Origin of the sequence: Dysgonomonas massiliensis, assembly GCF_900240225.1 — a bacterium.
Classification (GTDB): Bacteria; Bacteroidota; Bacteroidia; order Bacteroidales; family Dysgonomonadaceae; genus Dysgonomonas; species Dysgonomonas massiliensis.
In genome coordinates this window covers 182,788-195,444 of record NZ_OEPV01000007.1, presented here as the reverse complement: position 1 = coordinate 195,444, position 12,657 = coordinate 182,788, and the positions used below count along the sequence as shown (strand labels likewise).

The following is a 12,657-nucleotide window of genomic DNA, read 5'->3' as shown; positions in this document are numbered from 1 at the left end:
TAGTTGTATGGAGTTCTAAAATATTATTTTTTGAACGAGTTTACAAGGCTTTCTGCTAGTTCTTTGTATTTTTTAGCATCTTCGCCAGTAAGACCAGTAAGTTCAGTTGCATTTTTGCTTACATAATCTTTGATTTCTTTCGATTGTTTAGTGTAATCAGCAACAGCTTTGATATCTCCTTTTTTTACTTTTTCAGCAAGAGGAAGAATCTTGTTTACTAGTGTTTCATATCCAGCTAATGCTTTATTTGCAGCTTCAACAACTGCATCTTTAGTTTCTTCAGTAGTAGCTTGAGCTTCATCTTTTACTTCTTCTACAGCGTCTTTTGCAGCTTCTACATTTTTATTTACTTCATCAGCAACTTGAGTTGCAACTTCTTCTGTTTGTTCTTCAGCTTGTCCTTCGTTAGATTTTGAAGCACCTCCACATGAAGAGAAAAATAGGGCAGCAATAAGTAAAAACAGAGCTGCAATAAATGATTTGTTCATGTTGTTTTGTCTTTTTCGTTGTTATTAATTTAGAACTTGATACTACAAATGTATATTTTTTTATGGCTTAAAGCGTCTTTTTAGAATAAAACTTACCTTAAAAATTAACTGTTATAAATACACTTTACCTTTTTTCTAATAAAACTACGTTTTCTACGTGGTGTGTATGTGGGAACATATCTACCGGTTGTACACGCAATACTTTATAGTTCTCATCTAGCAGGCTTAGGTCTCGAGCTTGAGTTGCCGGATTACAGCTGACATATACTATACGCTGAGGAGCAGCAAATAGAATGGCATCGATTACATCGTTATGCATGCCTGCACGTGGAGGATCTGTAATGATCACATCCGGACGGCCATGCTGATTGATAAATTCCTGAGTAAGGATATCTTTCATATCGCCTGCATAGAAGAGGGTATTGTCTATGCCATTGTTCGCAGAGTTGATTTTGGCATCCTTGATTGCATCTTCAACATATTCTATACCTACTACTTGTTTTGCTTGGCGTGCAACGAAGTTGGCGATAGTACCGGTTCCGGTATAAAGGTCATATACTAACTCATTGCCGGTAAGTCCTGCAAATTCACGAGTGATTTTGTATAAATTATAAGCTTGTTCGCTATTGGTTTGATAGAATGATTTTGGGCCGATTTTGAATTTCAATCCTTCCATCTCTTCATAAATATGATCGTTGCCTTTCCAAACCAAAATATCTTGATCGGTAATTGTATCGTTCGCTTTCTGATTGATGACATACATCAGCGAAGTAATCTGCGGAAATTGATTTGCAACGGCATTCAGTACATCAGAATATTGTTCGTGATTATCTTCGTAGAATGCAATAATTACCATCAGCTCGCCAGTAGTTGACGTACGGATGATCATGTTGCGTAGCAATCCACCTTGGTCGCGAAGATTGAAAAAGGTATATCCTTTGTCGTTGCAATATTGGCGGACAAAATTGCGTATCTGATTCGATATATCGTCTTGCAACCAGCATTTGTTGATGTCTAACACTTTATCGAAACAGCCTGGAATATGAAATCCTAAGGCATTCATATTGTCGAACGAAACACCAGAAGATATTTGTTCGTATGTCAGCCATTTTTTATTCGAGAATGTAAACTCAAGTTTATTACGATAGAATTCAGTCTTTTCAGATCCTAAAATTGGAGTGATCTCGGGAAGTTCGACCTTTCCTATGCGGGTAAGATTGTCTACAACTTGCTTTTGTTTGTATTGTAATTGTTCGTTGTAGGGCAATATTTGCCATTTGCAACCTCCACATACACCGAAGTGTTCGCACAGAGCCTCAGTTCTGTTGGGCGAATATGATACAAAACGCACAACTTTACCTTCAGCATATTTGTTCTTTTTGCGATATAACTGCATATCTATCACATCGCCGGGGATGGCGTACGGAACAAATACGACCAAGTCATTAACTCTTGCTATTGCTTTACCCTCAGCGGCAATGTCAACTATTTCGACATTTTCTATCAACGGAAGTTCTTTTTTCTTACGAGCCATTCAATTTTTTATTAGTGCCTGCAAAGATACTATTTTTCGTCCGAATATTTTACTCAATAATCTATGCTTTATGATCTTGTGATAGAGAATAGAAAAGTTTATCTATATTCAGGGTAATGAGCTATAGCGGGTATTTATGGATAAGGATACAGAATAAAGTAAAAGTTGTATTTGTGTTACTTTTGTTACCTTTTCGGAGTTTGCTAATTTGTAAGATATTATAACTTTGGAAAGAAATATAAATTGAAAGAGTATGAAATCATTAATAGTGAGTCTGTGTATTTCACTTGCACTAATATCTTGTGGAAGTCAGTCTAAAACAATTTCGGCAGTATCTTATGTAGTTGCTAAAAATTACTTTGTAAAGAATACTGTCGAAAATAAGCTTTTTGAAGTGAAAATAACGAGTCAAGACGAGTTTGATAGTTTCTTTGGTATAGCGCGTACGATGGGAGAGGGTGGTAAACCCACAGCGATTAACTTTGATTCTGAATTCGTTATTGCTGTGATCAATCCAATATCCGATGATGTGTCGGGTGTAGAGTGCAAGGATTTGATTATGAGCGGAGAGAAGTTGGTTCTTGACTACAGTCTGGCAAAGACTGATAAGCAAAGTTTCGAATCGCGTCATGCTCTGATATTGATTGTAGATAAGAAGCTTGAAGCCGAAGTTGAATTTGTTAATAATTAAAATTCATTAAAAATTGAGGTTGCGAGTAAGCGTTTTGAAGAAAGCGTCGTCTATGTAATAAAGAACAAACAAATTAAAAAAAGAGATTATGAAAAAACTTACTTTACTATTTGGAACTATTGCAATGTGTTTAGCACTATCGTTGAATATGACAGCACAAACAAAAAATAAAGGAACAGAAGAAGCTATCGACAACTTGAAAGCGTACCCTGAAACGATTGATAGCCTAGTGAGACACGTGATCTATCTTGAACCGATGGCAGATGAAAGCCTTTTCGAGATAGAACTGATTGCAGGTAAAACGCTGAGCGTAGACTGTAATCGTCATCGATTGATAGGTAGCTTTAGCGAAGAAACAGTTCAGGGATGGGGCTACAACTACTTTGTATTCTCCACAGAAAATCACGTTGCCTCTACTATGATGATGTGTCCTGATGGAGTGAAAACAGATAAGTTTATTTCTGGTGAATCGGTATCTGCCAGATATAACAGCCGTTTGCCGATCGTAGTTTATCTTCCGAAAGATTGTGAACTTAAATATAGAATCTGGACAGCTGGTGAATTGCTGTCAGTAGATAAAGAATAAGTATTATTGGTTAAAGGTTAAAGGTTGAGGGCATGAATATTTTTCATGCCCTTTTTGTATTAGAAAATATGAACTTTGGAAATTTATCAGAAATAAGAGTGTTATTTGGTTCTGTTCAGCTATATTTGTGACATAATGTTAACCGACCCTTAGAGATTACTATTTTACATTACATTTTTATATTGTTAACCACATACTAAACAAACACATTATGGAAGTAACTGATTTAAGTATTTATGGAATTAAATACGTAAAAGAAGTTGTTTATAATCCGACTTACGAACAATTGTTCGACGACGAAATGGACCCGAATCTTACGGGTTACGAACGAAGCTACTTGACAGAGCTAGGTGCAGTAAATGTCTTTACCGGAAAATTTACGGGACGTTCACCCAAAGACAAATATTTTGTGATGGACGATACTACTCGCGATACGCTATGGTGGAATACAGAGGAATATCCGAATGACAATAAGCCCATTAATCAAGAAGTATGGTCTGATCTGAAAAAACTGGTTGTAGACCAGTTGTCAGGTAAGAAACTTTATGTTGTAGATATGTTTTGCGGAGCCAGTAAAAGTGCCCGAGTGAAAGTTCGCTTTATCTGCGAGGTTGCTTGGCAGGCCCATTTCGTGAAAAATATGTATATCTGTCCTACAGCCGAAGAACTGAAAGAATATGGAGAACCGGATTTTGTTGTTCTTAATGGCTCGAAAACTGTTAATCCAAATTGGGAAAACCAAGGTCTTCATTCCGAAAATTTCGTCGCTTTCAATATGACCGAGAATATGCAATTGATAGGAGGTACATGGTACGGAGGAGAAATGAAGAAGGGTATCTTCACTTGTATGAATTATTGGCTTCCACTGAAAGGTATGGCTGCAATGCATTGCTCTGCCAATGTTGGCAAGGATGGAGATACGGCAATATTCTTCGGATTGTCGGGAACGGGCAAGACTACTTTGTCTACAGATCCTAAACGACAGCTAATTGGTGATGACGAACATGGATGGGATGATGATGGTGTTTTCAACTTCGAAGGAGGTTGTTATGCCAAGTGTATCAATCTGAGTAAAGAGAACGAACCTGATATATGGAATGCTATAACCCGCGATGCTTTGCTGGAGAATGTGACAGTGGATGCTAACGGAAAAGTTGATTTTACGGATAAAAGTCGTACAGAGAATACGCGGGTTTCGTATCCGATAAATCATATTAAGAATATTGTTAAGCCGATATCGATAGGAGGGCACGCCAAAAAAGTCATATTTCTGACGGCAGACGCTTTTGGAATCTTACCACCGGTTTCGAAATTGACAAACGAGCAGGCTCAATATTATTTTCTGAGTGGTTTTACTTCGAAGCAAGCAGGAACCGAACGGGGAATCACGAAGCCGACTCCAACATTTTCGTCATGTTTCGGTGCTGCTTTCCTTTCTCTGCATCCTACAATGTATGCTAAAGAGTTGGTAAAGAAAATGGATGCAGCACAATCTACCGCTTATCTAGTCAATACGGGTTGGGATGGAAAAGGTAAACGAATTTCGTTGAAATATACACGCGCTATTATTGATGCTATATTGGATGGATCGATAGATAAAGCGGAGGTAAAATACTTGCCTCACTTCAATCTGGCAATGCCCATAACTGTTGCCGGTGTAGCTCCTGAAGTTCTAGATCCTCGTAATGTATATGATTCTGTCGATGCTTGGGAAGAGAAGGCTGTAAGTTTAGCAGAATATTTCATTTCGAACTTCGAAAAATTCACGAACAATCCTCATGGTAAATCATTAGTAGCCCATGGACCTAAATTATAGATACATTATATGAGAGAATATTTGCGCTTTTAGTTTTCTATATTTTATCCCTTATCTCAGGACAAACTTTTCCACAGATAAGGGATATCTTTATCTATATAGTAGACGGGTTTTCTTGGAGTAGAAAATTGTTTTCAGATTGAAATGGTGTGAGGAGTGCAATTCTGGTAAAATAGATAAAAAATATTCATGATAGAAAATTACGAAAATGTGTACACAAGTGTCACTTTTTGTGGTAGGGCTTGTCTGGATAGGGCAGAGGTGAAATGGTAAAAATAATGTATATATGATCAGTTTTCTACTGATTCAAGAATCAGTCTTTTTCATTATCTTTATCGCATTATGGATATATGTATAGATTTTGACGGAACGTGCGTATCGCACGAATTTCCGGCTATTGGAAAAGATATAGGTGCAGTACCGGTGTTGAAAGCTTTAGTAGAGAAAGGGCATAAGCTTATTTTATTTACTATGCGTAGCGATCGGAAGAAGAAAAAAAAGGTTGACGGAGTTGAGGTTACTGTAGAAGAGAATGTTCTTTCGGAGGCTGTAAAGTGGTTCGAAGAAAATGAAATTCCTTTGTATGGCATCAATAAGAACCCCAAGCAACGTTTCTGGACATCTTCACCTAAAGCTTATGGGCATTTGTATATTGATGATGCTAATTTAGGTTGTCCTTTGGTGTATGATGAAGATTGTGAACGACCTTATGTCGACTGGAAAGAGATAGAACGAATGCTGTTGGAAAAAAGTATTTTGTAGTTCGTCTGAAAATTCTTTGAAAATAATTGCGCGAAGTTGTAACCAATTCCAACTTCGCGTTGTCATATATATGAAAACAGATTATAAATAATTAAATGAAATAAGATTATGAAAGATTTTCTTGCAGGGATGGTACCTATTATTGGAGCTATTATGATTTTCGGAATACCTATGCTGGCTATTTATTTAGGTATTTACAATACGAAGATGAAGAACAGAGAGAATATGGAGTTGATAAAACAAGGTATCATTCCTCCTCAGAAGGAGCATGTGAAACCTACTCCAAATAAATATCGTTCTTTGAGAAATGGCTTCTTGTGTATTGGTATTGGTCTGGGGATTATTGTTGGATTGATTATTTACAACAATAGCAGTTTAGATCTAGGTAAAGGTGAGTATATGTTTGTCATGGGAGCTAGCATTTTATTCTTCCTCGGTATCGCTTATGTAGCCTTTTTCATGGTAGTGAAAGATAAGAATCTGGATAACGGTAGCGATAATGAATGAAAAGCAACTAGTTGATCGGGTAATCGGAGGCGATACGTCGGCCTTCGGTTACTTTGTAGATCAATATCAAGACATGGCTGTTACGATAGCTTTTCGCCTGTGCGGTAATCGTCAGGACGCAGAAGATATTGTACAGAATGCCTTTGTCAAAGCTTTTCACAACCTTCATACATTCCGTGCTTCTAGTAAATTCTCTACATGGTTTTATCGTATTGTATATAACACTGCCATCACCGAAATCAGGAGTCGAAAATTAACTTCAGATATCGATAACATGCAATTGGCCGAACCCACTGATACCTTCGTTGACTGGGATGCTATACAAACCATCGAACGCAAAGAAAGAGAGTCGATGCTTGAAAGTGCAATGCAAAAATTGCCTCCTGATGAGAATTTATTGCTAAGTCTTTATTATCTTGAGGAAAATTCGATAAAAGAGATTGCCGAGATTGTAGGACTTACCGACTCGAATATAAAAGTGAAATTACATAGGGCGCGAAAGCGATTGGCTACTTTGCTCGAGCCCGTATTACAATATTAGAATGTTATGAAACAGAATATAAATATAGGTGATGAAAAGCTAAGAGATCTTTTGAGTGGAACTCGATTGAAGGCTTCGGATAATCTGAAATATCGGATTATGCAGCAAATTGAGACAGAGGCTGCTCTATCGAAAAAGATTTCGAAAAATAAGCGTGAATCGGTACTCGGAAACTTCTTTTCTATTTATGGGGTTGTCTATGCAATTATCTTTATTTTAGGTGTTTCGTTGTACTTTACAGGGGGTAAAGATTCTTTACTTTCTGGCGGTTTCTTTGCAACGGCAATACTTATCATTTCAGTGGGTAGTGCATTTTTGGCAATTACATATTTTGATACCAAACGACAGTTCAAGAAAAAAAGATCTAAATAATACTGAACGATGAAAAAGCTTTTGAAAATAGTCTTATACTCAATGTTGGTATTTATATGTACCTTGTTAATTGCTATCGTTATCTTTGTTATAAGAAATAAGATTTTTCTAGGCTCTTCTAAAAAGGAATTCGTAGAGTATCTGGAAGTGAATAGTCAAATATTCGATAATGAGGTTTTTAATAATTGTAATTCTCCTTTGTCTGTCTTTTCAGAAGAAGTCTACAATTCGACTATTGTATTATTAGGAGAGACTCACGGTTATGCAGAAGTTCAGGAAGTTGATAAAATGTTGTTTATTCATTTCAATAAAACGAAAGGAACACGTTATTATATTGCAGAAATGGACAGTGTCACTGCCAATAATTTAAATTTATTCTTGCAATCAGAGCCTAAAAATTTATCTATACTTACAGGAGTTGTGGAAGATGTCAGGTCAAGAATTCTGCAACAAGCAGGAAAAGAGTTGTTTGATAAATGGTCTGATATATACGACTATAATAGAACTTTAGCGGATTCTCTAAAAATTCAGGTTATAGGTATTGATAAGAGTAGAAATGCAACAACAAAAATTTCTCGAGATTCGGCTATGGTCGTTAATCTTATGCAAGAGGTAGATAGATTGAAACTGCATGATGAATCTTTTTACGGATTATTTGGGCTATTTCATGTTTTGCAAGAAGGAATTAATTCTAATAATATACGATCTCTTGGTGCACGCCTCAAATCAAGAGGTGTTTCTATTCAGAGTATTGTATGCCTGAATTTGGATAGTGAAGTGAATTTCCCTAAAGTAGAAGGGTTTCCTAGTCCGAAGGATGGGAAAACATCTCTTGTAAATATGGATGGCCCTATTGTGCTTGTTGAGGGGATAAAAGATCTGGAAAAAGCTTCAGAGCCTCAAACAATAACGTTGTTTAATTTGGATAGAGCTGATTCTCCATATAGGTCAAGTCAACGGCTTGGAAAAACAAAAACAAATTTTATCGATCAGTCGATGTTTCCTTTTAGAAATGCTTCTTCGACAGTCGATTTGTTTCAATATGCATTATTACTAAGAAATGCAAAACCAATAACTCCACTTGATTAAAATTCGAAAGCGAGGAATTGATTCTGCATTTATGTTCTTATGTTGTTATTTGTCGGAGAATAGAGTTTGCATAAACTCTTGGCCCTTTAACAGTCCGTAAGCTCCTTTCGGAGATTCGAACTCATCATATACTTGCACATCGTCAGCATTACCATTTGATCGGTATATAAGGAAAGGTACCGGCTTGTTGGTATGCGTGCGTATTGCGCAAGGGGTTGGATGGTCTGGCAATATGGCTATTGTTATCGGCTCATCCCAATCTTTAGTAGTTTCGTAGATATACTTAACAACGCGAGCATCGAGATATTCGATAGTCCTTGTCTTAAGCTCTACATCGCCTTCGTGCCCAGCCTCGTCGCTAGCTTCGATATGTAGATATACGAAGTCATCGTGTTTCAAAGCTTCAATTGCTGCTTGAGCTTTGCCTTCGTAGTTGGTGTCGTACAAGCCAGTTGCACCTTCCACATGGATTTGTTTCAAGCCTGCATATACACCAATTCCCATAATAAGATCGACAGCTGATATAACTGACCCACTCTTGATATTGTAAAGCTCATTCAAGGTTTCCATTTGAGGACGATATCCCGGCGACCATGGCCAGATACTATTAGCCGGATCCTTTCCTTCAGCAATACGCTTTAGATTAACGGGATGGTCTTTTAATAGTTCCTGCGATTTCAAGATTAGTTCATTCAGATAGTTTGCACTATCTTTTGCTGCATCGTTCAGCGGTTTTATCAATACATCCTTGAACGGAGTGCCTACAACATCATGAGGAGGTGTACAATCTAGATCTTTATTTCCTCCCTTCAGTTTAAGAAGGTGCCTGTATGATACACCCGGATAGAAACTAGCCTTTCCATCGTTTAATTTCTCATCCAGAAACTTGATTAGATCTGCAGCCTCTTCGTTGGATATATGTCCGGCTGAGTGGTTCTTTATCTTGCCATCTTCTATGCAAATTAGATTGCAGCGCATAGCCATTTCACCGGGTAAAATATCGATACCCATACTTGCTGCTTCTAGCGATCCGCGGCCTTCGAATACTTTGGGAACATCATATCCCATAACCGAAAGATTGGCGATTTCGCTACCCGGTTTGAATCCTGTAGGAATAGTATCCAATTCGCCGCTTTTGCCTTTGGCAGCTAGTAAATCTATATAAGGTTTCTTTGCAGCTTGTAATGGAGTTTTATTACCTAATTGGGCAATAGGTTCGTCGGCAGCACCATCTGCCAGAATTATTATTGTTTTCATTGTTTATTTAGTTCTTTATGTATCAAGTTTATTAGTTTATTGAATTCGTCATTGTCAAAACCTACGGACGAAAATACGATCTTCCCATCTCGGTTTACTAAGTATGTACGAGGTATGTTTTGTTTTGCAAATTTCGATGTAAATTCTCTTGATGGATCAGGATATATAGGAAACGTAAAACCTTTCTTGCTGTTGTATGCTTCAAGCTGATTTTCGTTATGCTCTCTGCCTACAACTAGTATGGCTAAGTCTTTATTATCCTTTGCCCAAGGAATTGTCTGGTCATCAATAGCTTTTTGTAGAGCTGCAAGTTCTTTCTGACAAGGGCCACACCAAGTAGCGAAAATACTGATCAAAGTGACTTTCCCTTTGAGCATATCAGATGAAATATTTCCATGTGCAGTCGATTGTAGCGTAAAATTAGGAACTTGATCTCCGATATTAACAAAGTCGATTTGATCGTTACTCTGTGCGAATCCTGACAATATCAAACCCAAAGAGAGTAAGATTGAAATTAGATATCTCTTCATAATTACTGGTTCTGAAAATTATTATCTGACGTTGGCAATACTTATGATATCGGCAAAAACACCTGCGGCGGTTACACTTGCTCCTGCTCCATAGCCTTTGATTATCATTGGATATTCGTTGTAGCGCTCGGTAGTTATCTGTATAATGTTATTACTACCTTCTAGATTGTAGAATGGATGATCTTGTCCAACTTCTTGCAAGCCGACCTGACATTTTCCATTCTCGTATTTGGCAACGAATCTTAATCGTTTATGCTCTTTTTCCAACTTCTCGCGTCTTTCCTCAAATTCGGTGTTCATATTTTCTATAGTATGCCAGAATTCAGCTAAAGAGCCATCGAAGTATTGTTGAGGAATGAATAAGTTGCGTTCCACATCTTCTTGTTCGACACGATAACCGGCTTCGCGCGTAAGGATTACCAGTTTGCGAATAACATCTTGTCCGCAAAGGTCAATGCGAGGATCGGGTTCGGCGTAGCCTTTCTCCTTGGATAGGCGTATGGCTTCACTGAAAGATACATCTTTGCTGAGAGTATTGAATATGAAATTCAGTGTTCCCGACAATACAGCTTCCAGCTTTAATATCTTATCTCCCGAATTAATCAACGAATTCATCGTGTTTATTACAGGCAAGCCAGCACCGACATTTGTTTCGAACAAGAACTTGATGTTACGTTCGCGTGCAGTATTCTTTAACTTGACATAATTGTCGTATGAAGATGATGCAGCTATCTTATTGGCTGTTACTACAGAGATATTGTGTGATAATAGATCTTGATAGATTTCGGCAATATCGTTGCTTGCAGTACAATCTACAAATACAGCATTGAAAATATTCATGCCTATGATATTTTCGCACAACAATTCGGGTGAGCTTGCTATGCCTTGATGGTCTAGCTCGTGGCGATAATTATCCAGCGAGATTCCTTCTCGACAGAATAAGGCTTTGCTTCCTCTGGCTATTCCTACAACATTTAGTTTTAAAGCATATTGCTCCATCAATTTAGGCTGTTGCAGTCTGATTTGTTCGATCAGATTAGCTCCTACTGTGCCAATTCCTGCGATGAAAAGGTTTAAAACCTTATAATCTGACAAGAAAAAAGAATCATGGATGGAGTTTAATGCTTTGCGGAGATATTTGTTTCGAATAACAAACGATATATTGACCTCCGAAGCTCCTTGTGCACAAGCGATAACGCTGATACCACTTTTCCCAAGAGTTTCAAATAATCGTCCTGCAATACCAGGAGTGTACTTCATATTTTCACCAACGATAGCGACTGTCGCTAAGTCAGTTTCTAACTGTACTCGGTTGATGCTACCCATCGAAATTTCGTGTGCGAATTCTTCTTCGAGTACGTCAACTGCTATTTTAGCATCTTCAGTTCTAACTCCTATCGAAGTACTATTCTCGGAAGAGGCTTGTGATACAAGGAAAACGCTGATTCCATTTTGTGCCAGTGTTCGGAATATCCGGTAGTTCACACCAATAATGCCTACCATTCCTAAGCCTAGAACGGTAATTAAACAAGTATCGTTGATAGAGGAAATACCTTTGATTAGGGATTTCCCTTTATGAGGATCTTCTTTGTGCGAAATGTATGTACCCGGAGCGTTCGGATTGAATGTATTACGAATACGAATCGGAATATGCTTGTGATAAACCGGAAACAGTGTTGGCGGATAGATAATCTTAGCTCCAAAGTTGCAAAGCTCTGTTGCTTCAGTAAATGTCAGATACTCTATTACATGAGCGCTGTTGATTACTTCGGGATCGGCCGACATAAATCCATCGACATTAGTCCACATCTCAAGGATTGAGGCATTTAAGGCCGAAGCAAAAATTGCGGCTGTGTAATCAGATCCTCCGCGTCCAAGATTGGTCAGCTCTCCTGTTGAGGCACAGCTGGATATAAAGCCAGAGACTATCATTAATTTACCCGAATCGTTGTACGCTTTACGTATCAGTTCACCCGATAATTCTATATCAGGTGTGTGCTTATTAAAATTCGGATTTGTCTTTATAACTTTAGTCGCATCAATCGCTTCGTGCTTAGGCAGCAGATGGTTGATTATTTTGAGAGACATACGCTCTCCATAGCTGACAATCTTATCGGAAGTTTTGATCGATAGATCTTCGATCAGATATACTCCTCGAAATATATTTGTAAGTTCATCTAAGAGGATATCTACTTCATTATAAACTTCCTTCTTACTCTTGTTATCGAAGCCTAATCCTTCGATGATTTCATAGTGTAGAGACGAGATGTTTTTAAGCTCTACCTCATAATACTTGTTTCCGCTTGCTGCAAGTTGCGATGTCAATAGCAGCATGTCCGTGACTCCTTTGAAAGCAGAAATGACAAGAACCATAGGTTCGTCGCTCGAATCGACAATCCTTTTGATGTTCAACACATCGCTAGCAGAGCCCATAGAAGCTCCTCCAAATTTCATTACTTTCATAAGAGAACTCGTGTTTAATCT

Annotated in this window: 13 protein-coding genes; 8 read left to right on the top strand and 5 right to left on the bottom strand. The window is 37.9% G+C overall.

Going from position 1 to position 12,657, the window contains the following annotated elements:
- Positions 1-23: 23 nt before the first annotated feature.
- Positions 24-488, bottom strand: a complete 465-nt coding sequence (locus C1A06_RS08935) for a hypothetical protein (RefSeq protein ID WP_101689915.1) — start codon at positions 486-488, stop codon at positions 24-26.
- A 124-nt stretch (positions 489-612) separates the two neighbouring features.
- Positions 613-2,022, bottom strand: coding sequence for a 23S rRNA (uracil(1939)-C(5))-methyltransferase RlmD (gene rlmD, locus C1A06_RS08930; RefSeq protein WP_101689914.1), 1,410 nt, complete (start codon positions 2,020-2,022; stop codon positions 613-615).
- A gap of 253 nt (positions 2,023-2,275) precedes the next feature.
- On the opposite strand from rlmD, the gene C1A06_RS08925 reads away from it, so the two are divergent.
- From C1A06_RS08925 to C1A06_RS08890, 8 genes are all read left to right on the top strand, one after another.
- Positions 2,276-2,713, top strand: coding sequence for a hypothetical protein (locus tag C1A06_RS08925; protein ID WP_101689913.1), 438 nt, complete (start codon positions 2,276-2,278; stop codon positions 2,711-2,713).
- Positions 2,714-2,801: 88 nt separating this feature from the next.
- Positions 2,802-3,299: a serine protease inhibitor ecotin gene (eco, locus tag C1A06_RS08920; protein WP_101689912.1), complete on the top strand. Its 498-nt coding sequence runs from the start codon at positions 2,802-2,804 to the stop codon at positions 3,297-3,299.
- 211 nt (positions 3,300-3,510) lie between these two features.
- Entirely contained in the window at positions 3,511-5,115 is a 1,605-nt protein-coding gene (pckA, locus tag C1A06_RS08915) for a phosphoenolpyruvate carboxykinase (ATP) (protein WP_101689911.1), read from the top strand.
- Between the two features lie 342 nt (positions 5,116-5,457).
- Complete coding sequence (locus tag C1A06_RS08910) at positions 5,458-5,877, top strand: hypothetical protein (protein ID WP_101689910.1); 420 nt, start codon at positions 5,458-5,460, stop codon at positions 5,875-5,877.
- Positions 5,878-5,985: 108 nt separating this feature from the next.
- The gene (locus C1A06_RS08905) at positions 5,986-6,384 is read left to right on the top strand and encodes a DUF6249 domain-containing protein (RefSeq protein ID WP_101689909.1); all 399 of its coding nucleotides are present in this window, start codon (positions 5,986-5,988) and stop codon (positions 6,382-6,384) included.
- The gene (locus C1A06_RS08900; RefSeq protein WP_101689908.1) at positions 6,377-6,925 is read left to right on the top strand and encodes an RNA polymerase sigma factor; all 549 of its coding nucleotides are present in this window, start codon (positions 6,377-6,379) and stop codon (positions 6,923-6,925) included. Before C1A06_RS08905 ends, C1A06_RS08900 begins: the two co-directional genes overlap by 8 nt.
- 6 nt (positions 6,926-6,931) lie before the next feature.
- Positions 6,932-7,297, top strand: a complete 366-nt coding sequence (locus tag C1A06_RS08895; protein WP_245872034.1) for a hypothetical protein — start codon at positions 6,932-6,934, stop codon at positions 7,295-7,297.
- A gap of 9 nt (positions 7,298-7,306) precedes the next feature.
- A complete protein-coding gene (locus C1A06_RS08890) occupies positions 7,307-8,386 on the top strand; it encodes a hypothetical protein (RefSeq protein WP_145996372.1) in 1,080 nt (359 codons plus the stop codon).
- A gap of 45 nt (positions 8,387-8,431) precedes the next feature.
- On the opposite strand, the gene C1A06_RS08885 is transcribed toward C1A06_RS08890, so the two are convergent.
- Genes C1A06_RS08885 through thrA form a run of 3 tightly spaced genes read right to left on the bottom strand, consistent with a single transcriptional unit; the run spans position 8,432 to position 12,636 of the window.
- Positions 8,432-9,643, bottom strand: a complete 1,212-nt coding sequence (locus C1A06_RS08885) for a cofactor-independent phosphoglycerate mutase (RefSeq protein WP_101689906.1) — start codon at positions 9,641-9,643, stop codon at positions 8,432-8,434.
- The gene (locus C1A06_RS08880) at positions 9,640-10,173 is read right to left on the bottom strand and encodes a TlpA family protein disulfide reductase (RefSeq protein ID WP_101689905.1); all 534 of its coding nucleotides are present in this window, start codon (positions 10,171-10,173) and stop codon (positions 9,640-9,642) included. The genes C1A06_RS08885 and C1A06_RS08880 overlap by 4 nt, the downstream gene beginning before the upstream one ends.
- Before the next feature lie 21 nt (positions 10,174-10,194).
- The gene (gene thrA, locus C1A06_RS08875; RefSeq protein ID WP_101689904.1) at positions 10,195-12,636 is read right to left on the bottom strand and encodes a bifunctional aspartate kinase/homoserine dehydrogenase I; all 2,442 of its coding nucleotides are present in this window, start codon (positions 12,634-12,636) and stop codon (positions 10,195-10,197) included.
- Positions 12,637-12,657 lie beyond the last annotated feature (21 nt).

Coding starts and splice junctions, on each gene's coding strand:
- C1A06_RS08935 (WP_101689915.1), bottom strand. CDS start 488: ATGAACAAATCATTTATTGCAGCTCTGTTTTTACTTATTGCTGCCCTA.
- rlmD (WP_101689914.1), bottom strand. CDS start 2,022: ATGGCTCGTAAGAAAAAAGAACTTCCGTTGATAGAAAATGTCGAAATA.
- C1A06_RS08925 (WP_101689913.1), top strand. CDS start 2,276: ATGAAATCATTAATAGTGAGTCTGTGTATTTCACTTGCACTAATATCT.
- eco (WP_101689912.1), top strand. CDS start 2,802: ATGAAAAAACTTACTTTACTATTTGGAACTATTGCAATGTGTTTAGCA.
- pckA (WP_101689911.1), top strand. CDS start 3,511: ATGGAAGTAACTGATTTAAGTATTTATGGAATTAAATACGTAAAAGAA.
- C1A06_RS08910 (WP_101689910.1), top strand. CDS start 5,458: ATGGATATATGTATAGATTTTGACGGAACGTGCGTATCGCACGAATTT.
- C1A06_RS08905 (WP_101689909.1), top strand. CDS start 5,986: ATGAAAGATTTTCTTGCAGGGATGGTACCTATTATTGGAGCTATTATG.
- C1A06_RS08900 (WP_101689908.1), top strand. CDS start 6,377: ATGAATGAAAAGCAACTAGTTGATCGGGTAATCGGAGGCGATACGTCG.
- C1A06_RS08895 (WP_245872034.1), top strand. CDS start 6,932: ATGAAACAGAATATAAATATAGGTGATGAAAAGCTAAGAGATCTTTTG.
- C1A06_RS08890 (WP_145996372.1), top strand. CDS start 7,307: ATGAAAAAGCTTTTGAAAATAGTCTTATACTCAATGTTGGTATTTATA.
- C1A06_RS08885 (WP_101689906.1), bottom strand. CDS start 9,643: ATGAAAACAATAATAATTCTGGCAGATGGTGCTGCCGACGAACCTATT.
- C1A06_RS08880 (WP_101689905.1), bottom strand. CDS start 10,173: ATGAAGAGATATCTAATTTCAATCTTACTCTCTTTGGGTTTGATATTG.
- thrA (WP_101689904.1), bottom strand. CDS start 12,636: ATGAAAGTAATGAAATTTGGAGGAGCTTCTATGGGCTCTGCTAGCGAT.